A 21,258-nucleotide genomic window follows, 5' to 3' on the forward strand; every position below is an offset into this window, starting at 1 on the left:
TCAGTGAGTATCGACGAAGCGGTACCACTGGCCGTCGAAAGCGGCGTATTCGATGCCGTTGGTGGCGGGTGGGCCGAGGTGCGGTGGGGTGGCCGGGTCGCGGAAGAAGGCGAAGCCCTCCGAATTCGAGTCACCCGTTTGGGTGTAGAACAGGCAGCCGCCGTCGCGGGGCGTGATGAAGGTGATCGTGTAGACGCCGAGGCGGCTGCGGTGGCCGGAGTGCGCGCAGTCGACGGCTTGATCTTCGAGGATCCCGCGGGAGAGGCGCCAGCCGGTGTCCTCAGGGACGTCGTAGAGGGCCGACGCCACGAGGGCCGCGATGAGCACGGGCGAGGCGAGACTGTGGAACACGGCACGGTAGCGCAGCAGCCCGAGCAGTCCGAACAGGACGGCGATCCCACCGAGCACACCGAGCACCGCCCAGAGCACGACGAGGGTCGGGAACGTGCCCTCCGCGGCGAGTTGCCAGAACAGCGCCGCGCAGCAGAGCGCGACCAGGGCGGTCAGGAGCCCCATCCACAGAACGAACCAACGAGGAATACGCGACCGTGTGCGCACGGACCCTGCGGAGTTCACGTGTTCAAGATACGAGGGGCAGGAGCTTCGCGCGCGGGATCGGCGGCGAAATCCCCCGGGGCACTGGCGATCACGGCGACGCGGGAAGCGGGCGGAAAGCCCGCGCGGTCCAATTCCGGAGACCGCGCCCGAGTTCGCATGGTCCAGATGTCCGGCGAATTCCGGCACCGATGACTACGCACTTCACCAGGCGGCGAGATCCATCAGTGTGAAAACAAACAATTCGGAACGTTTCCCGATTCCGGCCGGAATAGAAAATCCCCCGGCCAGCACACCTGACCAGGGGATTTCACTACTCGCAGCAGATCGTGGACCGCACGTTCACAGCGGAGGGAAGCCCGCCGATCCGGTGGCCATCCAATTCCAGAACATCGCCGCGCGATTAACGACCAATGCCACGATGTCGAGCACAACGCTTCCCATGAATCTTCCTCACAAATCGACGATCTCGTGCGGCCCCCAGAGTAACGGACCGATATACAAGAGTCGAAACTCCTGGTCGCCCGAGAAAGCGCGAATCCCCCGGCCGACGGGACCGGGGGATTCGCGGCGCGCGGAGACTAGACGCAGGCCAGCGCCTTCGCCTCACGGCGACGGCGGTGCAGGATCGGCTCGGTGTACCCGTTGGGCTGCTTGGTGCCCTCCAGGATCAGTTCCTTGGCCGCCTGGAACGCGATGCTGCCCGCGAAGTCCGGCGCCATCGGCCGGTAGTTCCGGTCGCCCGCGTTCTGCCGGTCGACGACCGGGGCCATCCGCTCCAGGCTGGCCACCACCTCATCGGCGCTGACGATGCCGTGACGCAGCCAGTTGGCCATCAGCTGGCTGGAGATGCGCAGCGTCGCACGGTCTTCCATGAGCGCGACGTCCTTGATGTCGGGCACCTTGGAGCAGCCGACGCCCTGGTCGATCCAACGCACCACGTAGCCGAGGATGGACTGCGAGTTGTTGTCCAGCTCCTGGCGCTTCTCCTCGTCGGTCCAATTCGGCGCGGCGGCCAGCGGGATCTCCAGGATCTCGTCGACGGTGGCGCGGCGACCGCCCTTGGCGATCTCCTGCTGCCGCTTGAACACGTCGACCAGGTGGTAGTGCGTCGCGTGCAAGGTCGCGGCGGTGGGCGATGGCACCCACGCGGTGTTCGCGCCCGCGCGCGGGTGACCGATCTTCTGGGTGAGCATGTCGGCCATCAGATCCGGCATGGCCCACATGCCCTTGCCGATCTGCGCCTTGCCGGGCAGGCCGGCGGCGAGACCGGTGTCGACGTTCCAGTCCTCGTAGGACAGGATCCACTGCTGGGACTTCATGTCCGCCTTGCGGACCATCGGCCCGGCCTCCATGGAGGTGTGGATCTCGTCGCCGGTGCGGTCCAGGAAGCCGGTGTTGATGAACACCACACGTTCGGCGGCGGCCTGGATGCAGGCCGCGAGGTTCACCGTGGTGCGGCGCTCCTCGTCCATGATGCCGACCTTGAGCGTGTTGCGGCTCAGCCCGAGCACGTCCTCGATCCGGCCGAACAGCTCGTCGGTGAACGCGACCTCGTCCGGGCCGTGCATCTTCGGCTTCACGATGTAGACCGAGCCGGTGCGGCTGTTCTTCAGCTGCACGTCGTCGGCCAGGCTGTGCTTGGCGATCAGCGAGGTGATCAGCCCGTCCATGATGCCCTCGGGCACCTCGTTGCCCTCGGCGTCCAGGATGGCGTCGGAGGTCATCAGGTGACCGACGTTGCGCACGAACAGCAGCGAACGGCCGTGCAGGGTGAGTTCGCCGCCGTCCAGCGCCGTGTACACGCGGTCGGGGTTCATGGTGCGGGTGAAGGTCTTCTCGCCCTTGGTGACCTTCTCCGCGAGGTCGCCCTTCATCAGGCCGAGCCAGTTGTGGTAGCAGAGCACCTTGTCCTCGGCGTCCACGGCGGCGACCGAGTCCTCGAAGTCCATGATCGTGGTGACCGCGGACTCCAGCACGACGTCCTTGACGCCCGCGGTGTCGGTGCTGCCGATCGGGGACTGCGGGTCGATCTGGATCTCGATGTGCAGACCGTTGTGCTTCAGCAGCACCGAACTCGGCGCCTCCGGATCACCGAGGTAGCCGACCAGCTGGGAGGCGTCGGCCAGACCGATGCTGGTGCCGTCCTCGAGGCCGACCTCGAGCTCGCCGTCGACGATCTTGTAGGACGTCGAGCCGATGTGCGAACCGGTGATCAGGGTGACCGAGTCGTCGAGGAAGTTGCGCGCCCACTCGATGACCTTGTCGCCGCGCACCTTGTTGTAGCCGGTGCCCTTCTCCGCGCCGCCCGCCTCGGAGATGGCGTCGGTGCCGTAGAGCGCGTCGTAGAGCGAGCCCCAACGCGCGTTGGCGGCGTTGATCGCGAAACGGGCGTTCATCACCGGCACCACGAGTTGCGGGCCCGCGGTCGCGGCGATCTCCTCGTCGACGTTCTGGGTGGTGATCTGGAAATCGGCGGGCGCGGGCCGCAGGTAGCCGATGTCGGTCAGGAAGTTCTTGTAGGCGGCCTTGTCGTAGTTCGCGCCGGGGTGCTCCGCGTGCCAGGCGTCGACCTTGCCCTGGATCTCGTCGCGTTCGGCCAGCAGAGCGCGGTTGCGCGGAGCGAGATCATTGATGACCTGCTCGGCGCCGGCCCAGAACGCGGCGGAATCCACGCCGGAACCGGGGAGCGCCTCGTTCTCGACGAACTCGTGGAGAACGCGTGCCACCTGGAGCCCGCCGACCTGAATCCGCTCTGTCATCTACTGCCTCACTTCCGAGAAAACCGAGTGGGAAAACAGTGTCATGTTACCCGTGGGTAGCGGTGTAACCGCGCGCCGGGTCGCCCATGCCTGTGCCCGAATCCGTCGCCACGCCGAGGTGAGCTGTTCGTTGCGCCCGGCGGGTCGTGAGCCGTCGGCGGTCGGCCGGACAGCCCCTTGATCGTAACGCGCGCCGGATTTAATGTACTGATCGGAACATTTTCGGAGATGCAGGAGTCAAGGTGCCACTCACCGACAAGGTCGTTGTCGTCACCGGGGGAAGCCGGGGGCTGGGCAAACAGATGGTGCTCGCGTTCGCCGAAGCGGGCGCGGACGTGGTGATCGCAAGCCGCAAGCTGGACGGCTGCGCCGCGCTGGCGGATGAGGTGACCGAGCGGTTCGGCCGCCGCGCCCTGCCGGTGGCCTGCAACGTCAGCGACTGGTCGCAGTGCGACGCCCTGGTGCAGACTGTCTACGACACATTCGGCCGGGTGGACGTGCTGGTCAACAACGCGGGCCTCTCGCCGCTGTACCCCAGCCTGGACCAGGTCACCGAGGCGCTGTTCGACAAGGTCATCGGCGTGAACCTCAAAGGACCGTTCCGGTTGTCCGCTCTGATCGGCAGCCGGATGGCCGCCGACGGCGGCGGCTCGATCATCAACGTCTCCTCGATCGAGGCGATCCGGCCGGAACCCTTCGCGGTCCCCTATTCGGCGGCCAAGGCCGGTCTCAACGCACTGACCGGAGGGCTGGCCCAGACGTTCGCGCCGAACGTGCGGGTCAACACCATCCAGTGCGGGCCTTTCGAAACCGACATCGCCACGGCGTGGCCGGACGAGCTGCGCGCGGAACTCACCAGACACAATGCCCTGCGCCGGGTCGGCAGGCCGGAGGAGATCGTCGGTGCGGCGCTGTTCTTCGCCACCGAGGCCTCGGCGTTCTGCACCGGCGCCACCCTCCCGATCGACGGAGGATGGCGATGAAGGCGCTGGCTTATGACGGACCGCGACAGATCTCCTACGGCGACCGGCCCGATCCCGCGCTGCCCGGCCCCGACGGCGCGATCGTCCGGGTCACCGCGGCGGGCATCTGCGGCAGCGATCTGCACATCTACGCTGGACACGGATTCGTCGCTGGCGCCGGTTACGGCGTCGGGCACGAAGCGGTCGGCGAGATCGTGGAAGTGGGGCCGTACACCCGAGGATTCTCCGTCGGCGACCGCGTGCTGGTCGCCGCCTCTGCCGGCTGCGACAGCTGCGCGCAGTGCCGAGCCGGGATCGTCACCGCGTGCGCTCGCCATCCGTTGCCGGTGGATGCCTGCTACGGGCTCGGCGGCGCACTGGCCGGATGCCAGGCCGAGTTGCTCGCCGTCCCGCACGCCGCGGGCAATCTGGCGAAGTTGCCCGACGAGGTGAGCGACACCGCCGCCGTCGTGCTCACCGACAACGCGCCCACCGCGTGGTACGGAGCCCGGCGCGCCCGGATCGCGCCGGGCGACACCGTGGTGGTGATCGGGCTCGGCCCGGTCGGTCTCATGGCGGTCCAGTCCGCGTTCGCGATGGGCGCGGCGCGGGTACTCGGCGTCGACCTGCTGGCCGAACGCCGCAAGCGCGCCGCCGAGCTCGGCGCTGAGCCGGTCGAATCGGACGATCCGAAGCAGGCGATCCGCGAAACGCTGCGCGGCGGAGCGGATGTCGCGATCGAGGCGGTCGGGGCCGACGAAACCATCAAGCTGGCGATCAGCGCCGTCGGGCACGGCGGCCGGGTCAGTGTGATCGGCGTGAGCCACAACCGCGCCTACCCGTTCCACATGATGGCGGCGCAGGTGAAGGACCTCGAATTCCACATCGGGCTGTGTTCGATCCAGTACGAACTGCCCGCGCTGCTGAAGCTAACCGCGGGCGGCAGGCTGCGGCCCGAGGCGGTGGTCACCCACCACCTTCCGATGTCCGACGGGTCCGCCGCCTACCGGATGTTCGCCGAGCGGGCCGACGGGGTGGGCAAGATCGTGCTGGACCCGTCGAAATGACCGCACCGTCCCGTAGGCGGGGCCGTCCGCCCGCGGCCGAATCGACCGCGAGCGACACCAGGGCGCGGATCGTGCGGGCCGCGATCGACCTGTTCGCCGAACGGGGCTTCCACGGCACCGGTGTGGCCGAGGTCGGCGAGCGCGCCGACGTGCAGCGCGGCGCTCTGTACTACCACATCGGTTCCAAAGAAGAGCTGCTCTGGCAGATCCTGCGCGACTACACGCAGCTCATGTTGACCGAGGCCGAACAGATCGCCGACGGGCCCGGCGATCCGGTCGCCAAGCTGCGCAAGCTGATCGACAGTCACGTGCGGCTGATCGTGCGGCATCAGCGCGAGGTGGCCATCCAGCTACGCGACGTCGGCGCGCTCACCGGCGAGCGCGCCGCGCAACTGCAAGACCTGCGCGACCGGGTGCAGCAGTGCTGGCAACGCGTCATCGACGCCGGTCACGCCGAGGGGCTGTTGCGCACCGACGACCACGTGGTCACCAACAGCGTGCTCGGCATGTTGAACACGGTGTCGTTCTGGTACCGCCCGCACGGCGGCCGCTCCCCCGGCGAGATAGCCGACATCCTCGCGACCACTTTGCTCGACGGCGTGGTGACCGGCACCGCGCGGGACACGAAAGGCTGACCGGGGCTTGGGATTTCGAGGCCAACCCGGAGCACCGGCGGAAGCTGGACTCGGCCGCGGAGTTCGTCCGCACCGAAGAAGAACTACGCCCCGGGCGACCCGGTGTATCCGAGCGGGTACCGGCCGCGCTGCGCGAGAAGGCCCGCGAACTGGTGGCCCAGCGCCTCGAGCGCATCGGCGGGAATCTCTGAGCAGGCCGCCGGAGTTCAGGATGCGCGCTGAGTGGCGGCGTCCGGGTGCGACGTGTCCGCGTACCCGGCGACGGGGCTGAGCCGCAGCACCGAGGGCATCCGGCAGGTGAGCGCGGGCGTGCCGGTGAACGCCACCCGGCCCGTCCGCAGCGCGTGCGCCAGCGGCAGCCGCCCCAGCCACACCTGGTACAGCGAGGCGACATCGGAGCTGATCGCGACGTCAACGGGATAGCCGGGATCGGATTCGCACACCGAGGGCACCCCCGCCTCGATCACGATCCAGAATCGGCGCAGGTCGTCGGTGAAACGCACGTGCAGCACGTGGCGACGGCCCGGGAACGACGAGGTGTCGACCCTGGTGTGCATCCACCACACCAGCAGAGCGGGGTCACGCTCGTCCTCGCGCGGCGTGCCGAAGGTCCAGCGCGCACCCCATTCGCCGAGGCCGAACAGGATGGGCTCCAGTTCCCGCCCGGCGTCGGTGAGCAGGTACTCGCCGACCAGTTTCTCCACGAGCCCGGCTCGCTCGAACTGCCGCAGGCGTTTGGCCAGCAGGCTGCGCGACAGGCCGGGCAGTCCGCGCGCGAGGTCGTTGAACCGGGTGGTGCCCAGCAGCAGGTCGCGCAGGATCAGCAGTGACCAGCGCTCGCCCACCACGTCGAGTGCCCGGGAGATCGGGCAGTACTGGCCGTAACTCGGCGTCGAAATCGTCATGGCACCTCGCGAACGCGGTCTCGGTTCTGGACCGGGGCGGTCCACTTTCTGCACTATCCGGTTATCGCGGCCGTTCCTAACTTCGAAACATGACCACTACAGCTCCTGCCCCCACCGACACCACAACCGACTGGATCGCCAGCGCACGCCGCGTCGGCGAGGCTCTTCATCCCGAGGTCGCCGCCCGCGACCACTCCGGCGAGATCTCTCTCGCCGCGTTCGATCTCCTGCGCGAGAGCGGACTGTCCGCGGCGCTCGTCCCCGCCGAGTTCGGCGGCGGCGGGGTCACCCACCGCGAGATGGGCGCGATCCTGCGCGAGCTGGGCCGCCACGACCCCTCCACCGCGGTCGCCTTCGCGATGCACACCCACCTGGTCGCCGCCAAGGTGTGGCGGCACAACCACGGCATCGATGCCGCACCACTGTTCGCCAAGGTGGTCGCGGGTGCGATCCTGGTCAGCACCGGAGCATCGGACTGGGTCGGCTCCAACGGCCGCGCCGAGCGGGTCGACGGCGGCTACCGGGTGCACGCGCGCAAAGCGCCTGCCAGCGGATGCGAGGCGGGCACCGTCCTGGTGACCAGCGTGCGCTGGGATGACGCACCCGACGGCCCGCAGGTGCTGCACTGCGCCATCCCGTTCACCGCCGACGGCGTACGGATCGAGAAGACCTGGGACACTTTGGGTTTACGGGCGAGCGGTTCGCACACCGTGGTGCTCGACGATGTGTTCGTGCCCGACGCGGCGGTATCGCTGACCCGCCCGGCATCGGTGTGGCCGCCGTTGCTGAACGTCGTGATCGGCGCGGCGATGCCGCTGGTCATGGCGGCCTACCTCGGTATCGCCGACGGCGCGGTCGATATCGCGACCACGCTCGCCGCCGGGCGGGCCGACGCGCCGACCGTCCAATTGGCCGGCGAGATGGCCACCGCGCACACCACCGCGGGCGACCTCGTCGACGCCATGTTCACCGGATCGGAGAACCTGCACTTCGCCAACACCGATCAGTACGCGAGCCGGACGCTCAGCCGTAAGACCGCCGCGGCGGACGCACTCGTGCACACCGTGCGCCTGGCCATCGAAACCGTTGGCGGACTCGGCTATTCGCGCGACTGCGAGCTGGAGATGCGCTACCGCGACGTGCACGGCTGCCTGTTCCACCCGCTGCCGCGGGCCAAGCAGACCCACTTCACGGGCCACGTCCTGCTCGGACACTCCCCGATCGGATGACGTTCTCCGTCGACGCCACCCCCCGCTCGCCCCCATAATCGGATGGGGGCGAGTTTCCCTGAACACTCCGAGGAGAATCCATGGCGTCCGCACGGGGCATCGCTCGATCGCCGATCACCTGGGCCGTCGTGGCGTTGCTGATCGTGGGTCTGGGCGCGGGACTGGCCGTTTTCCAGCCATGGCGGCTGTTCACCGACACCACCGTGCAGGAGGCCGCGCCGTCGGCATCCCCGGCGCCCGGTCCGGGCGGGACCGAAGCCCAGCCGCGCACCATCGCCCGGGGCAGGTTCATCTCGCACGAGCACGCCACCGCGGGCACCGTCGCGGTCCTGCGACTGGCCGACGGCAGCAGAGTGCTGAGACTGGAAGACCTCGACACCTCCGACGGCCCCGACCTGCACGTCTGGCTCACCGACGCGCCGGTGCGCGAAGGCCGCGACGGGTGGTTCGTCTTCGACGACGGCAGTCACACCGACCTGGGCAGGCTCAAAGGCAACCAGGGCAACCAGAACTACCCCATCCCCGCCGACGCCGACCTGGCCCGGTTGACCAGCGTCGCGATCTGGTGCGACCGGTTCAACGTCTCCTTCGGCGCCGCCGAACTGCGACCGGCCTGACCGCCGGGATCACCCTCCGTAGCACCGCCGAAAAATGACCCGACAACGGCGGGTGCGCTGTGCCACCATGTGTTTCGACACCGGCCACCACCTCGAGGTGGCCGCCGAGCAGTGGAGAGGAGGGGCGGCAGTGATTCCGGAGACGACGAAGCGAATGAATACCCTCGCGGCGCGATCGTCGGCCGCGGGCGACGCGATCGGCAGGCCGTTGCGCGCACGGCGCGGCGAACCGGTCGACAGCCGCCTCCAGATCCTCGGCTGATCGCCGCATCGCTCTCCTCCTTCGCTCGAATTCGCACGAAACATGGTGATTCCCATGACGTTCCGCCGTGCCGCCGATCAGGCGACAACCGCAGACAACTGGATACACAGCGGGGTACTCGTCCTGAACGCCTCCTACGAGGCGCTCGACGAGATCAAAGCCGACCGGGCCGTCGTGCTGCTGGTCGCCGGCGCCGCGGAGACCGTGGCCGACCGCAGGCCGCACTTCCCGATCCGGTCACGGCACGTGGAAATCGCTCTGCCACAGACCATTCGATTGCTGCGCTACGTCTACCTCGAGCACGCCGTGCTGGTGCACGACGAGAGCAGGGCAACCCTGGCGGGCGTGCTGCGTCGCGACCGGAACCGGTGCGGCTACTGCGCCGGGTGGGCGCGCACCGTGGACCACATCCGGCCGCGGTCGAGGGGCGGCCCGAACACCTGGGGCAACCTCGTGGCCTGCTGTGCGCCGTGCAACACGGCCAAGGCGGACCGCACCCCGGAGGAGGCGGGCATGCGCCTGCTCTGGGAGCCGAAGGCCCCTACCCATCGGATCCGGCAGCAGCGCCGGATCTGGAAGCAACTCGCCGCGACCTGACCACGAGCCGAGAAAGGAGAAGATCGCGATGACGAGCGCCGAGACCACCGCCGTCGCGGAGCCGACCCTGGCCGACCTGCTCCCGCTCTCGGATTCCCGAGGGTGGCACCGGGCGGCCTGCCGCGGCGACCCGAACCACGAAGCCTGGTTCCCGTACCCGTCACAGGACTTCGACTACGCCCGGGAAGTCTGCGCGCGCTGCCCGATCCGGGATGCCTGCGGTGACTTCGCCGCGCGCACCGGGCAATCCGGCGTCTGGGGCGGGCACGAGTTCGACCGCGGACGGGTGATCCGCCACTGAGCGGTCCCGCCGTCGTGCCGTGCGGCACGGCGGCGGGCCAACACGACCGCGCGCACCCGCGCCGGTATCGGGGAGCCTCGCCGACTTCGTTCGGCGCCGCTGACCATACACTGACCGCGTGGGCACTCATCGCAGCGCAACCAGATCCCGGGGCGTCAGCAAAGGTCCGGTTATCGCAGTGGTCGTCGTTGCGTTACTGGCCGCGATCGTCGTCGTCTGGTTCCAGCTGCGCGATCGCGCGGCGAACCAGGACAGTGCGGCGGCGGCCGAATGCGTCGAGGGGCCCGCGACACTCTCCGTGACGGCCGATCCCGGCATCGCCGCGCAGGTGCGGGCCGCCGCGGACAGCTACAACGCCACCCGGCCGAAAGTACGCGACCACTGCGCGCGGGTCGAGGTGACCGCACAGCCGTCCGCGGCCGTCGTCGCCGCGTTCACCAGCGGCAAACCATGGGACAAGGCGCTCGGCCCGCAGCCGGCGCTGTGGATCGCCGATTCGACCCGTTCCATCGAGTCCATGCGGGTGCCCGGCCTGATCGAGGGCACGCCGGTACCCATCGCCACCAGCCCGATCGTGCTCGCGATGCCCGAGGACCTGCGTCGTGCGCTGGAGCAGGCCGACGTGTCCTGGGCCGACCTGCCGCGGCTGCAGCAGGGCTCGCTCGCCGATGTAGGCCTGAACGGATGGGGCGGGCTACGGATGGCCCTGCCCGCGGGTGACGCCACGCTCGCCGCGGCCACGGCGGTCGGCTCCGCGGTCTCGGGCGCGGAACCGCTCAGCGAGCAGGCGGCGCAGTCCGGTCAGGTGGTCGCCGCGATCTCCGGGCTCGCCGCCGACGCTCCCGAGGCGTCCGACACCACGGCCGCGCTGACCGAGCTCACGGCGCAGGACGCGCCCATGCACGCGATAGCCGCTACCGAGCAGCAACTGAAGGGTCTGCCCGGCGTCGTGGCGTTCCGCCCCGCCGGGTCCGCACTCGTGGCCGATTACCCGGCCGCGTTGATGTCCGGCGCGTGGGTGGACAAGACGCAGAATCTCATCGCCGGACGGTTCACCGACTATCTACGCAAGCCCGAGCAGGCGCAGGCCTTCGTCACGGCGGGATTCGCCGCCGCGCCGCAGACCGCGGCCGCCGTCCCGCCCCGTGGCGCGCTCGACAAGGTCCGCGCCACGCTGGCGAATCCGGTACTCGGCGTGCGCTCCACCGTCCTGGTCGACGTGTCGGCGTCGATGGGGACGGCGGAGGGCGCCACGACGCGTCTGGCGAACGTTCTGGCCGCGCTGAATTCCACGATGACGGTCATGCCGCCGGAGTTCGGACTCGGCGTGTGGACCTTCGGCAAGAACCTCGACGGCACTACTCCGTACCGGGTGGCCGCCGCCACCGCCCCGCTGACCACCGACCAGCGCACGAAGATCGGCACCGCGCTGACCGCGGTGCGCCCGAGCGAGAGCCGGTCGGATCAGGCTTACCCGTCGCTGATCGCGGCGTACAAGAGCGCCGTCGCCGGGTACACGCCGGGCCGCACCAATTCGGTGCTGCTGATCACCGACGGACCCGACGACGATTCCACGGTCACCGGCACCCAACTGGCCGCGGACATCGCCGCGGCGACCGACCGCACCCGGCCGGTGCGCGTCGACGTCATCGTGGTCGGCGGCAGCGGCACCCAGACCCTCCAGGCCCTGGCGCGGCAGACCGGCGGGAACTACACCCGCCTGGCCACCTCCGACGACATCGGTTTCGGCTCCGCGGTCGTCCAGGCGCTCACCACGCCGTAGCGCGCCGCCCGCGCGAAGACAGAACCGCCGCCTCGCGCTATAGACAGCCGCTATTGGTAAGTCTAAACTTACGGTTCGTGGGGACTTACCGAGATGCGGCGCTGTCCGCGCTGGGTGACCCGACGAGGCGGGCGATCTTCGAGCGCCTCGGCAAGGGGCCGTGCGCGGTAGGGCAGCTGGCCGCGGATCTGCCGGTGAGCAGGCCCGCGGTATCGCAGCACCTCAGGGTGCTGGAACAGGCCGGATTGGTGACCCACGAGGCGGTCGGCACCCGCCGGGTGTACCGCTTGAATCCCACCGGTATCGACGCGCTGCGCGTGTACTTCACGCGGTTCTGGACCACCGCGATGTCGGCTTTCCAGGACGAAGCAGGCCGGAGGGCCGCCGAAGAACCAGCTACCGACCAGGAGCAGTCATGACACAGCAGGCCAGCGACAAGGACGTACGCGTCGAACTCGTCGTCGACGCACCCATCGAGACCGCCTACGACGTGTTCACCACCGGCATCGACAGCTGGTGGCCGCGCGAGCACCATATCGGCGCGGGCCGGCTCGCCGAGGAGGTGATCGAGCCGCGCGTGGGCGGCCGTTGCCTCGGTCGCGAGGACGACGGCACCGAATGTCCATGGGGCACCGTGCTGGTGTGGCAGCCGCCGACCCACTTCGCGTTCTCCTGGGCGATCGGCCTGGACTGGAAGCACGAAACCGATCCGGAGCGGGCCAGCCGCGTCGATGTCACCTTCTCGGCGGTCGCTCCCGACCGCACCGCCGTCACGCTGGTGCACTCCGGTTTCGATAAGCACGGACCGGGCTGGGAGTCCATGCACGACGCCGTGGGTAGTCCGGGTGGTTGGCCGGACCTGGCGAACACCTATGCAAAAGTGGCCGCCACGCGGTGAGGTCGATACGCGACCGGACCGGCGGTCAGTCCGCGTACGCCTCCAGCGGTGGACAGGCGCAAACCAGGTTCCGGTCGCCATAGGCGCCGTCGATCCGGCGCACCGGCGGCCACACCTTCGCCCTGGCATGCCCGAGACCTCGGGGATACACGGCGACTTCCCGGCTGTAGGGGTGTTCCCACTCCCCCACCAGCGACGCCGCGGTGTGCGGCGCCCCACGCAGCGGGTTGTCGGTCACCGGCCACACGCCCGCGGCGACCTGGGCGATCTCCGCGCGGATCGCGATCATCGCCTCGATGAAATCGTCCAGCTCGGCGAGGTTCTCGCTCTCGGTGGGCTCCACCATCAACGTACCGGCCACCGGAAAGCTCATGGTCGGCGCGTGGAACCCATAGTCCGCCAAGCGTTTTGCCACATCGTCGACGGTGACGCCGGTTCGCTTGGTGATCTCGCGCAGGTCCAGGATGCACTCGTGCGCCACCATGCCGCGCTCGCCGGTGTAGAGCACCGGGAAGTACTCGTCCAGCCGCCGCGCGATGTAGTTGGCCGAAGCGATCGCCGACAGCGTGGCGCGGCGCAGCCCATCGGCGCCCATCATGCGGATGTAGGCCCAGGTGATCGGCAGCATGGAGGCGGAGCCGTACTTCGCGGCCGACACCGCGTGCGACCCCGCTTCCAGCGGGTCGCCGGGCAGATACCGCGCCAGGTGCGCGCGCACCGCGACCGGACCGACGCCGGGACCGCCGCCGCCGTGCGGGATGCAGAACGTCTTGTGCAGATTCAGGTGGCTCACGTCGCCGCCGAACCGGCCCGGCCGGGCGAGGCCGACCAGGGCGTTCAGGTTCGCGCCGTCCACGTAGACCTGACCGCCCGCGTCGTGCACCAGCGCGCACAATTCGGCGACCTCGTGCTCGTAGACGCCGTGCGTGGACGGGTAGGTGATCATGATGCAGGCCAGGCGATCGGCGTGATCGGCGATCTTGGCGCGCAGGTCGTCGAGGTCGACGTCGCCGTTGGCGCGACACTTCACCACCTCCACGCGCAGCCCGGCCATGGCCGCCGACGCCGCGTTGGTGCCGTGCGCGCTGGACGGGATGAGACAGGTGTCGCGGTGGGTGTCGCCGCGATCGAGGTGGTAGCGCCGGATCGCCAGCAGCCCCGCGTACTCGCCCTGGCTGCCCGCGTTCGGCTGCAAGCTCACCGAGTCGTAGCCGGTGATGTCCGACAGCCACCGTTCCAGGTCCGCCACCACCCGCAGCAGGCCGGGCGCGTCCTCGACCGGCGCGTAGGGATGCACGCGCGCGAAACCGGGCCAGGTGATGGCCTCCATCTCCGCGGTGGCGTTGAGCTTCATGGTGCAGGAGCCGAGCGGAATCATGCTGCGGTCCAACGCGATGTCCTTGTCGGACAGTGCGCGCAGATACCGCAGCATCGCCGTCTCGGTCCGGTACTTCGTGAACGCGGCGTGCGCCAGGAACTCCGAGGTCCGGCTCTCGATCGCCGCGACCGGCGCGGGCGCCCCCGGCTCGGACGACACCGCGGTGCCGAAGGATTCGAGCACGGCCGCGACATGCGCGTCGGTGGTCGCCTCGTCGCAGGCGATGCCGACGTGGTCGGCGTCCACCAGGCGCAGATTGATGCCGCGCGACTTCGCTTTCGCCACAACGGCTTCCGCGCCGCCGGGCACGTGCGCGAGCACCGTGTCGAAGAAGCTGTCGTGCACCACCGCGCCGTCCAGCCCGGCCGCGATCGCCGCGGCGTGCGCGTGCACCCGGCGGGCGATCGCCCGCAGCCCTTGGGCACCGTGGTAGGAGGCGTACATCGCGGCCACGACGGCCAGCAGCACCTGTGCTGTGCAGATGTTGGAGGTCGCCTTCTCCCGGCGGATGTGCTGCTCGCGGGTCTGTAAGGCGAGCCGGTAGGCGACGGCGCCGTCCGCGTCCACCGAGACGCCGACCAGGCGGCCGGGCAGCTGGCGGGCCTGCGCTTGCCGCACCGCGAGGTATCCGGCGTGCGGGCCGCCGAAACCGAGCGGGACACCGAAGCGCTGAGTGGTGCCGAAGCATACGTCGGCGCCCTGCTCACCGGGCGGCGTGATCAGCGTCATCGCCAGCAGATCGGCCCCGACCGCGACCAACGCGCCCCGATCGTGTGCCGCGGCGATCAACTCGGTCAGGTCCACGACGCGACCGGAAGCCCCGGGAGTCTGCGCCAGCACACCGAAGAACTCTCCGTCGGGCAGCTCTCCGGCGGACAGGTCCGCCTCCACGATCTCCAGGCCCAGCGGCTCGGCCCGAGTGTAGAGCACCGTTCTGGTCTGCGGGAACAGGTCGCGGTCGATGATCAGGCGTGCGGACTTCGATCGGCCCGCCCGGCGCAGCAGTGTCATGGCCTCGGCGGCCGCGGTGGCCTCGTCCAGCATCGACGCGTTGGCGACGTCCATGCCGGTCAGCTCCGACACCATGGTCTGGAAGTTGAGCAGCGCCTCGAGCCTGCCCTGGCTGATCTCGGGTTGATAGGGCGTGTAGGCGGTGTACCAGGCCGGATTCTCCAGCAGGTTGCGCACCAGCACCGGCGGGGTCAGCGTGTCGTAGTAACCCAGCCCGATCATCGAGGTGGCCACGGTGTTGGTCCCGGCGAGTTCGGCGAGTTCGGCGAGCACCTCGTGCTCGGAGCCCGCCGCGGGCAGCCCGGCCAGGCCGTCGCCGTCCAGGATGCTCGCGGGCAGCGCGACGGCAGCCAGCTCGTCCAGCGACGACACGCCGACGACGTCCAGGATCCGGGCCAGTTCCTCCCGGTCGGGTCCGATATGGCGGTCGGCGAACGAGCGAGTCACAACAGCTCCCAAGGTCGGGCGGGGTCGACCAGGCGGTCGACGGGTACCGGCCCTCCCCCTCTGTCGTGGCGCCTGAGAGATTCGGGTCCCGCGACCGGTGGCCGAGACCCTTTCCCCATGGGCGGGCGGCTCGAAGCCGCCGCTTTCCAGAGGCGTCGAAGCCCGCACGGTCCTTTTTGCCTGAGAGATTGACGGGGAGGTGCTGCTCCTTCGGCGCTCGGACTCGTTTCCGGACCGAGGCTCTCCCGCACGGCGGCGACGCACCGTCAGTCTAAGCCGACGACACGCCGGAGCGCGCCACCGGACCCCGCGCGCACCGTGTCGTTCTGGTCACTCGGGGGACCGAGCGGGCATCACCCGTCAGATGGCGAGTCCGGCGCGCAGCCGCGCAGCCGCCAGCACGATCGACTTCGCTTGGACGCCCACCAGACGGGCCAACGGCACCGCGACACCGGGTGCGTTCTGCTCCACGTCGGTGCACCATTGATCGAATACCGCGGCGAACCGGTCGCGCTCGGCGGCCAGCGCCGTACCGCCGCCGAGCGCGTATTCGTCCTCCAGCAGGCGCAGTAGCATGCCGCCCAGCCGCAGGCGCAGCATCGCGGTCCAGTCGTACTGCTCGACGAAGATCTCGCCCCGGGTCGCGATCCGATTTCGTTGCGGCACCGACTGTCTGCTCACGGCGAGACCCGGCAGCCCGGCGACCAGCGCACGCACCGACCGCTCGAACGGACTGCGACCGCTCAATGTGCCGTCGACGCGAGCGAGCACCTCGGAGGCGACCTCGGCCATGGCCCGGTAGTCGGCGGCGGTAGCGTCGAGCAGGTCGCCCAGCACTCGGTCGCCCGCCGAACCGTCGCCGATCCGCGGGTCCACCCAGAGCGGCAATTCGCAGACCAGGATCGCCGTGCCGTAGCGCGCGGCGTAGTCCCGGCAGCCGCCCCCGCCCAGCGCGGTGACCGAGTCGAGGCCCTGGGCCGCGAGCAGATCCGCCATCGCCTCGAACAGCGGCAGCTCGAAGACTCCCGGAGCGAGCGTGCGGGCGCCCGGCGCGTCGGGTTCGCCCTGGTAGATCGGCACGCCGGCGGCGGAGAGGCCTGCGGTCAACGCCGACCAGTACCCGGGATCACCGCCAGAGGTGTAGAAGAAGCCGCCGCCGAACTCCGCGTTGTGCAGGGAGGCGATCAGCGCGGGCCGCGTGCGGTCGATCAGCGCCATCATCGCCTTCGTCTCCGGCAGCGGCACCCCGACGCGCCGGCCGCGCCATTCGGTGGGGAAACACCATTCCGGTTGTTCGGCCGCGGGCGGCCGGTAGAAGCCGCGGGCGACGCCGGTTCTGGTGTGCGGTCCGGCGAACCACCCCTCGTTCAACCGCGTTCCGTCCGGATCTACGCACAGCAGGAAATGCCACGTGGCGCCCACGGTCACCGTCTCGTCCGCGGCCATCCGGCCGAGCAGATGGCGAATCGTGGCCATGCCGATGGGCTCGTTCGGATGCGGATTGCCGAAGACCAAGATATGCCGGTCGCCGGATCCGACCGTCACCTCCCGAATCGGGTCACCGCCGCGCGAACGTCCTAGCTCGGTGATCGAGATCCGGTCCGGATGACCGGCCGCGAGAGCGTCGGCGAAGGCATTCAGTTCGTCGACGGTCGGAAACGCGTCGATCCGCTCGATCGGCCCGACGAGCCCGGTGATATCGCGTGCCTGCACCGCGCCCCCTCTCGCTGCCGCCCCGGCCCTTGCCCGCCACCGACGGCGCTGTCACGCACCACGGCCGGGGAGGCTGCACGCCTTGCCCGGCCGTGAAAGCGTTGTGCGAATCCTAGCCCGTCTTGCGGTTCATCCGCGCCTTACGACGGAACGACAGCTCGTCCTCCGGACGCTCGGTGATCGCCGACGCGCGCTCCGCGGGGAAGTTCGCGATGGCGCCGGTCAGCTCGCGCATGGCGCCGCTCACGGCGATCCCGAACACACCCTGCCCGCCCTGCAGTAAATCGACGACCTCCTCGGCCGACGTGCACTCGTACACCGAGGTGCCGTCGGAGAAGAGGGTGATTCCCGCCAGGTCCTGCACGCCGCGGCTGCGCAGATGATCGACGGCGATCCGGATGTTCTGCAGCGAGATGCCCGCGTCGAGCAGCCGCTTGACGATCTTCAGGACCAGGATGTCCTTGAACGAGTACAGCCGCTGGCTGCCCGAACCCGCGGCGCTCCGGATGGAAGGCACCACCAAACCGGTGCGCGCCCAGTAGTCGAGCTGCCGGTAGGTGATTCCGGCTACCTGACACGCACTGGGAACGCGATAGCCGACCATGTCGTCAGGTACCGAGTCGTCGGGGAACAGTCCTGGCTGTACCACATCCTGCGATTGCTCTGCCACTGACCACTCCCTTGCTTCGCCGACGCATTCCCAGCCTCATCGATGACCCGGCGCCGTCACCGACCGAATCGGTGCGGATTCGGCCGAAACGGTCGTGGCCCAACTGTCGAGATTACTCCCCACGATTGTCCAGCCCGCGGCGTCATCGAGCCAAACGCGACGCGCGGGGAAAGTCTCGACCTCTACTTCAGCTATCGGTCGCCTTGAAGTCGTCGGGAGACACCGACTCCAGGAATTCCTTGAACTTCTCCACCTCGTCCTCGCGCTCGTCCGGCATGACGAGACCGGCTTCCTCGAGAACCGACTCCTCGGCATGGATCGGGCAACCCACCCGCAAGGCGATCGCAATCGAATCCGATGGCCGCGCCGAAATCCGCAGATCGTTCTCGAAGACGAGATCCGCGTAGAAGGTGCCCTCCTGCAGATCGACGATCCGCACTTCCTTCAATGTGTGCCCCAGCTCGGTGATCAGGATCTTGATCAGGTCGTGAGTCAGCGGGCGGATCGGGGTCACCCCCTCCTGCTCGAGGACGATCGCCGTCGCCTCGGCTTGCCCGATCCAGATCGGCAGATACCGGTCGCCCGCCACTTCGCGGAGCAACAGCACGGGCTGGTTCTGTGGCTGCTCGACACGGATGCCGATCACGCGCATTTCGCTCATCGCACTGCCTCCCATACTCGCCGCCGGCCCGGCATGACCGCCGCAGAGCTCGCCGTACCACGAGTCTAGGCGAACCCGCACCGGTCCAGCGATCCGTCTGCACAGCAGAAATCAGGGTGTCCGTTCGCCGGAACCTACGGACCGTGGCCCCTCGGGGGGTCAGCCCCCGAGCGAGCCCCGGACCGAGGACTTGACCAGACAGGTGTGCAGGGTCAGCGACAGCGCGGCCAGTTCACGCACCGTCTCTTCCGCGCGGGCGCGCGCACCCGCGTCCCGGCTCTTCGCGATCGGGGCGACGATCTGCGCCACGAGCGCGGCCTCCCGGTCGGCGGCAAGCTTGAACGCACGCAGATGCCGTGCCTCCAAACCGAATTCGGCCATCGCCCGCGCGGTCTTGGCCAGCGTGACCGCGTCCGCGTCGAAGTACCCCGCCGGGCCGGGTGTGATCAGATTGGCCCGGATGAGGTCGCCCAGGAACTTCTCCTCGATCCCGGCCTGGTCGAGCAGATCGGCCCGGGTGACCCGGATTTCGTGATCGAACCGCAGATCATCCGGGGAGATCTCGCTCGGCACGACGCCGAGCCTACGAGGCGCGGCCACCGGGCGCACGCCACGTTCGGAAGCACCCACGGCCGGTTCCGCATCGGGCGTGCCGCGCCCGGACTCCGGCGCACCAGGGCGGACGGAGTGCGCTCGGGCGCGGGCTTCCCGCACACCGAGCGTCGCCGCACCGCTATCGATTGCCTCGAGCTGCTCCTTGATCACCTTCAGCGGGAGGTATTGATCGCGCTGCGCGGTCAATACGAACCGGAGCCGTTCCACATCCGCCACGGAGAACCTGCGGTAGCCCGAAGGCGTCCGCTCCGGCCGGATCAGGCCCTCCGCTTCCAGGAAGCGGATCTTGGAGATGGTGACGTCGGGAAAGTCGGGGCGCAGCAGGTCGAGCACGGAGCCGATCGACATCCCTCCGCGTGCCCACTGCGCCGCACCGGTCACAGCGCCAGGTCCTTCATGACTCCGAGCCTTTCATGAGTGCGCGACCCGGCACCGACGCCGTCATAGACTCCCCGCGCCCGCCGACGAGTCGGTCACCTGGGCGCGCGGTCCGGTGAGGAACACCAGCCGGAACTTGCCGATCTGGACCTCGTCACCGTTCTGCAGTTCGGAGGAGTCCACCGGCTCCCGGTTCACATACGTGCCGTTCAGGCTGCCCACGTCGACGACCTGGAAGGAATCGTCGTCCTGACGGAACTCGGCGTGCCGACGGCTGACGGTGACGTCGTCGAGAAAGATGTCACTGTCGGGGTGGCGCCCCGCCGACGTGGTCGGCTGATCCAGCAGGAACCGCGAGCCCGCGTTCGGGCCGCGCTTGACGACCAGAAGGGCCGCGCCCACGGGCAGACCCTCGACCCCTTGGACCGGCTGTTCGCCGGTCGGCTCTCCGGAGCGCGACGCGTCGACCTCGTTCAGGAAATCCGCGCGGAAGACCGACGTCGTCTCGGCCGCGGTCTCCCCGTAACCCGGGTCTTTGTTCTCGCTCACCGTTTCTCTCCTCCTCGAACCTGATTATCCCTGCAAGCAGGTGATACCTCTGGTACCACGACCTGCCGTCGAGTCACTAGATTCCCGGCACAGCCGCCGGGTGCATCTGTTGGCATTGACCGTACCCTGCCGGGCCGCACCCGTGCAGGTAGAACTGGGAAGGCTGCTTCAGCCCCCGATAACTCCTTGATAACCTGCGGCATCCAGCAGTTCACCGAGCGTCGCGTCGAGACTCGCCGCATCGCCCACCTCCAACTCGAACAGCCATCCGTCACCGTAGGGATCGGCGTTCAACGTCTCCGGCTCCGAGTTCAGCAAGTCGTTCACCGCAACGACTTTCGCGCTCAGCGGCGCGTAGATGTCGGACACGCTCTTGGTCGACTCCACCTCCGCGATGCTGTCCGCGGCGACCACCTCCGCGTCCGCCTCGGGCAGCTGCACGAACACAACGTCACCGAGTTGAGACTGGGCGTAGTCGGTGATGCCCACCCGCACCCGGGTCGGCGCGATCCGGCGTACCCACTCGTGCTCCTCGGTGTAGCGCAGATCCTCGGGGGTCTGGGTCACAGGCCGTCCTTTCGTTTGAACGTTGCACGCAAACTCTATCGGCTACGCCGTCCGATGCCCCACAGCCGGTATCGCTCTTGCGACCGCGATGGCTTTGCCGGTGTACAGCACGCCGGTCCAGACGTAGACCGCGGTGCCCCAGATCAGTAGTGCCCCGCCGAAGGCGCGCCCGAAACCGGCGGCAGCCCAGTCCATCTGCCCCGCCAGCAGCCAGGGCAGCGCGGACATCAGCGCGAAGGTGGCCGCCTTGCCCAGGTAGATCACCTCCGGCGGGGGCAGGTCGCGGCGCTTGTACACCGACAACGTCGCGGTCAGCACGAGGTCGCGGCCGACCAGGATCGCCGCGACCCACCACGGGATCAGGCCGCGGATCACGAAAGCCGCCAGCGTGGCGACCAGATAGAGCCGGTCGACGAACGGATCCAGCAGTGCTCCCAGCCGTGAGGACTGCCCCAGCAGCCGGGCGAGTTTGCCGTCCAGGAAGTCGGTGACGCCGCTGACGACCAGCAGGGCGAACGCCCAGCCATCGGCCCGCTCGATCAGCAGCAACCACAGGAACAGCGGGACGCCCAACAGGCGCAGCACGCTCAGCACGTTCGGCACGGTCAGGATGCGGTCGGCGAAGACTCCCCGCACTCCGCCGTCGGCGGCGCGTTCCTCCGGTTGGGCTGTGCCCGATTCGGTTGTCACGCCCCG

22 protein-coding genes and 1 riboswitch are annotated in these 21,258 nt (G+C 69.1%); of the genes, 11 read left to right on the top strand and 11 right to left on the bottom strand.

All coding sequences use genetic code 11. The features are described 5' to 3' along the window. Both AB0L97_RS31395 and AB0L97_RS31400 read right to left on the bottom strand, forming a co-directional pair. Nucleotides 1–516: a hypothetical protein gene (locus AB0L97_RS31395; protein ID WP_355078484.1), complete on the bottom strand. Its 516-nt coding sequence runs from the start codon at nt 514–516 to the stop codon at nt 1–3. Nucleotides 517–1,136: 620 nt separating this feature from the next. Continuing rightward, nucleotides 1,137–3,317 (bottom strand): malate synthase G, encoded by a 2,181-nt coding sequence (locus tag AB0L97_RS31400; protein ID WP_364436634.1) that lies wholly within the window; start codon nt 3,315–3,317, stop codon nt 1,137–1,139. A 242-nt stretch (nt 3,318–3,559) separates the two neighbouring features. Here AB0L97_RS31400 and AB0L97_RS31405 point away from each other — a divergent pair, with 242 nt between their 5' ends. Genes AB0L97_RS31405 through AB0L97_RS31415 form a run of 3 tightly spaced genes read left to right on the top strand, consistent with a single transcriptional unit; the run spans nt 3,560 to nt 5,981 of the window. Continuing rightward, nucleotides 3,560–4,300, top strand: coding sequence for an SDR family oxidoreductase (locus AB0L97_RS31405; RefSeq protein WP_364436637.1), 741 nt, complete (start codon nt 3,560–3,562; stop codon nt 4,298–4,300). Next, the gene (locus AB0L97_RS31410; protein WP_364436640.1) at nt 4,297–5,346 is read left to right on the top strand and encodes an alcohol dehydrogenase catalytic domain-containing protein; all 1,050 of its coding nucleotides are present in this window, start codon (nt 4,297–4,299) and stop codon (nt 5,344–5,346) included. Before AB0L97_RS31405 ends, AB0L97_RS31410 begins: the two co-directional genes overlap by 4 nt. Further along, nucleotides 5,343–5,981: a TetR/AcrR family transcriptional regulator gene (locus tag AB0L97_RS31415; protein ID WP_355078488.1), complete on the top strand. Its 639-nt coding sequence runs from the start codon at nt 5,343–5,345 to the stop codon at nt 5,979–5,981. The genes AB0L97_RS31410 and AB0L97_RS31415 overlap by 4 nt, the downstream gene beginning before the upstream one ends. A 206-nt stretch (nt 5,982–6,187) precedes the next feature. On the opposite strand, the gene AB0L97_RS31420 is transcribed toward AB0L97_RS31415, so the two are convergent. Beyond that, nucleotides 6,188–6,886 (bottom strand): helix-turn-helix domain-containing protein, encoded by a 699-nt coding sequence (locus tag AB0L97_RS31420; protein WP_364436644.1) that lies wholly within the window; start codon nt 6,884–6,886, stop codon nt 6,188–6,190. 89 nt (nt 6,887–6,975) lie between these two features. On the opposite strand from AB0L97_RS31420, the gene AB0L97_RS31425 reads away from it, so the two are divergent. From AB0L97_RS31425 to AB0L97_RS31460, 8 genes are all read left to right on the top strand, one after another. Then, complete coding sequence (locus AB0L97_RS31425; protein WP_364436647.1) at nt 6,976–8,115, top strand: acyl-CoA dehydrogenase family protein; 1,140 nt, start codon at nt 6,976–6,978, stop codon at nt 8,113–8,115. Nucleotides 8,116–8,195: 80 nt separating this feature from the next. After that, on the top strand, nt 8,196–8,732 hold the full coding sequence (locus AB0L97_RS31430) for a DM13 domain-containing protein (RefSeq protein ID WP_355078492.1): 537 nt from the start codon (nt 8,196–8,198) through the stop codon (nt 8,730–8,732). A 34-nt stretch (nt 8,733–8,766) separates the two neighbouring features. Beyond that, nucleotides 8,767–8,994 carry a hypothetical protein gene (locus AB0L97_RS31435; RefSeq protein WP_355078493.1) on the top strand — a complete coding sequence of 76 codons (228 nt, stop codon included), beginning with the start codon at nt 8,767–8,769 and terminating at the stop codon, nt 8,992–8,994. A 54-nt stretch (nt 8,995–9,048) separates the two neighbouring features. Further along, nucleotides 9,049–9,591, top strand: coding sequence for an HNH endonuclease (locus tag AB0L97_RS31440; protein WP_355078494.1), 543 nt, complete (start codon nt 9,049–9,051; stop codon nt 9,589–9,591). 28 nt (nt 9,592–9,619) lie between these two features. Further along, nucleotides 9,620–9,892, top strand: coding sequence for a WhiB family transcriptional regulator (locus AB0L97_RS31445; RefSeq protein WP_355078495.1), 273 nt, complete (start codon nt 9,620–9,622; stop codon nt 9,890–9,892). 178 nt (nt 9,893–10,070) lie between these two features. Then, nucleotides 10,071–11,675 (top strand): VWA domain-containing protein, encoded by a 1,605-nt coding sequence (locus AB0L97_RS31450; protein ID WP_364436654.1) that lies wholly within the window; start codon nt 10,071–10,073, stop codon nt 11,673–11,675. 77 nt (nt 11,676–11,752) lie between these two features. Further along, nucleotides 11,753–12,094: a metalloregulator ArsR/SmtB family transcription factor gene (locus AB0L97_RS31455; protein ID WP_364436657.1), complete on the top strand. Its 342-nt coding sequence runs from the start codon at nt 11,753–11,755 to the stop codon at nt 12,092–12,094. Beyond that, nucleotides 12,091–12,573 carry an SRPBCC family protein gene (locus tag AB0L97_RS31460; protein WP_356968600.1) on the top strand — a complete coding sequence of 161 codons (483 nt, stop codon included), beginning with the start codon at nt 12,091–12,093 and terminating at the stop codon, nt 12,571–12,573. Before AB0L97_RS31455 ends, AB0L97_RS31460 begins: the two co-directional genes overlap by 4 nt. 25 nt (nt 12,574–12,598) lie before the next feature. On the opposite strand, the gene gcvP is transcribed toward AB0L97_RS31460, so the two are convergent. From gcvP to AB0L97_RS31500, 8 genes are all read right to left on the bottom strand, one after another. Then, nucleotides 12,599–15,409: an aminomethyl-transferring glycine dehydrogenase gene (gene gcvP / locus AB0L97_RS31465; protein ID WP_364436661.1), complete on the bottom strand. Its 2,811-nt coding sequence runs from the start codon at nt 15,407–15,409 to the stop codon at nt 12,599–12,601. Between the two features lie 157 nt (nt 15,410–15,566). After that, nucleotides 15,567–15,667: riboswitch (glycine riboswitch) on the bottom strand. A 102-nt stretch (nt 15,668–15,769) separates the two neighbouring features. Beyond that, the gene (locus tag AB0L97_RS31470) at nt 15,770–17,122 is read right to left on the bottom strand and encodes a M14 family zinc carboxypeptidase (RefSeq protein WP_364436664.1); all 1,353 of its coding nucleotides are present in this window, start codon (nt 17,120–17,122) and stop codon (nt 15,770–15,772) included. Nucleotides 17,123–17,234: 112 nt separating this feature from the next. Beyond that, nucleotides 17,235–17,792, bottom strand: coding sequence for a MerR family transcriptional regulator (locus tag AB0L97_RS31475; RefSeq protein WP_067811025.1), 558 nt, complete (start codon nt 17,790–17,792; stop codon nt 17,235–17,237). Nucleotides 17,793–17,979: 187 nt separating this feature from the next. Continuing rightward, nucleotides 17,980–18,453 carry a bifunctional nuclease family protein gene (locus AB0L97_RS31480; protein WP_039797829.1) on the bottom strand — a complete coding sequence of 158 codons (474 nt, stop codon included), beginning with the start codon at nt 18,451–18,453 and terminating at the stop codon, nt 17,980–17,982. A 159-nt stretch (nt 18,454–18,612) separates the two neighbouring features. Continuing rightward, complete coding sequence (locus AB0L97_RS31485) at nt 18,613–19,416, bottom strand: MerR family transcriptional regulator (protein WP_364436709.1); 804 nt, start codon at nt 19,414–19,416, stop codon at nt 18,613–18,615. Between the two features lie 93 nt (nt 19,417–19,509). Then, nucleotides 19,510–19,995 carry an FHA domain-containing protein gene (locus tag AB0L97_RS31490; RefSeq protein WP_043690204.1) on the bottom strand — a complete coding sequence of 162 codons (486 nt, stop codon included), beginning with the start codon at nt 19,993–19,995 and terminating at the stop codon, nt 19,510–19,512. Between the two features lie 168 nt (nt 19,996–20,163). Further along, the gene (gene gcvH, locus AB0L97_RS31495; protein WP_355078501.1) at nt 20,164–20,562 is read right to left on the bottom strand and encodes a glycine cleavage system protein GcvH; all 399 of its coding nucleotides are present in this window, start codon (nt 20,560–20,562) and stop codon (nt 20,164–20,166) included. 42 nt (nt 20,563–20,604) lie between these two features. Further along, a complete protein-coding gene (locus tag AB0L97_RS31500) occupies nt 20,605–21,198 on the bottom strand; it encodes a CDP-alcohol phosphatidyltransferase family protein (RefSeq protein WP_355078550.1) in 594 nt (197 codons plus the stop codon). Nucleotides 21,199–21,258: the final 60 nt, after the last annotated feature.

Source organism: Nocardia sp. NPDC051911 (assembly GCF_040681035.1).
Lineage (GTDB): Bacteria > Actinomycetota > Actinomycetes > Mycobacteriales > Mycobacteriaceae > Nocardia > Nocardia sichangensis.

Excerpts from the sequence above, each read along its gene's own strand:
- AB0L97_RS31395 (WP_355078484.1), bottom strand. The coding sequence starts at position 516 with ATGGGGCTCCTGACCGCCCTGGTCGCGCTCTGCTGCGCGGCGCTGTTC.
- AB0L97_RS31400 (WP_364436634.1), bottom strand. The coding sequence starts at position 3,317 with ATGACAGAGCGGATTCAGGTCGGCGGGCTCCAGGTGGCACGCGTTCTC.
- AB0L97_RS31410 (WP_364436640.1), top strand. The coding sequence starts at position 4,297 with ATGAAGGCGCTGGCTTATGACGGACCGCGACAGATCTCCTACGGCGAC.
- AB0L97_RS31415 (WP_355078488.1), top strand. The coding sequence starts at position 5,343 with ATGACCGCACCGTCCCGTAGGCGGGGCCGTCCGCCCGCGGCCGAATCG.
- AB0L97_RS31420 (WP_364436644.1), bottom strand. The coding sequence starts at position 6,886 with ATGACGATTTCGACGCCGAGTTACGGCCAGTACTGCCCGATCTCCCGG.
- AB0L97_RS31425 (WP_364436647.1), top strand. The coding sequence starts at position 6,976 with ATGACCACTACAGCTCCTGCCCCCACCGACACCACAACCGACTGGATC.
- AB0L97_RS31430 (WP_355078492.1), top strand. The coding sequence starts at position 8,196 with ATGGCGTCCGCACGGGGCATCGCTCGATCGCCGATCACCTGGGCCGTC.
- AB0L97_RS31435 (WP_355078493.1), top strand. The coding sequence starts at position 8,767 with ATGACCCGACAACGGCGGGTGCGCTGTGCCACCATGTGTTTCGACACC.
- AB0L97_RS31440 (WP_355078494.1), top strand. The coding sequence starts at position 9,049 with ATGACGTTCCGCCGTGCCGCCGATCAGGCGACAACCGCAGACAACTGG.
- AB0L97_RS31445 (WP_355078495.1), top strand. The coding sequence starts at position 9,620 with ATGACGAGCGCCGAGACCACCGCCGTCGCGGAGCCGACCCTGGCCGAC.
- AB0L97_RS31460 (WP_356968600.1), top strand. The coding sequence starts at position 12,091 with ATGACACAGCAGGCCAGCGACAAGGACGTACGCGTCGAACTCGTCGTC.
- AB0L97_RS31480 (WP_039797829.1), bottom strand. The coding sequence starts at position 18,453 with ATGAGCGAAATGCGCGTGATCGGCATCCGTGTCGAGCAGCCACAGAAC.
- AB0L97_RS31485 (WP_364436709.1), bottom strand. The coding sequence starts at position 19,416 with ATGTCGATCGGCTCCGTGCTCGACCTGCTGCGCCCCGACTTTCCCGAC.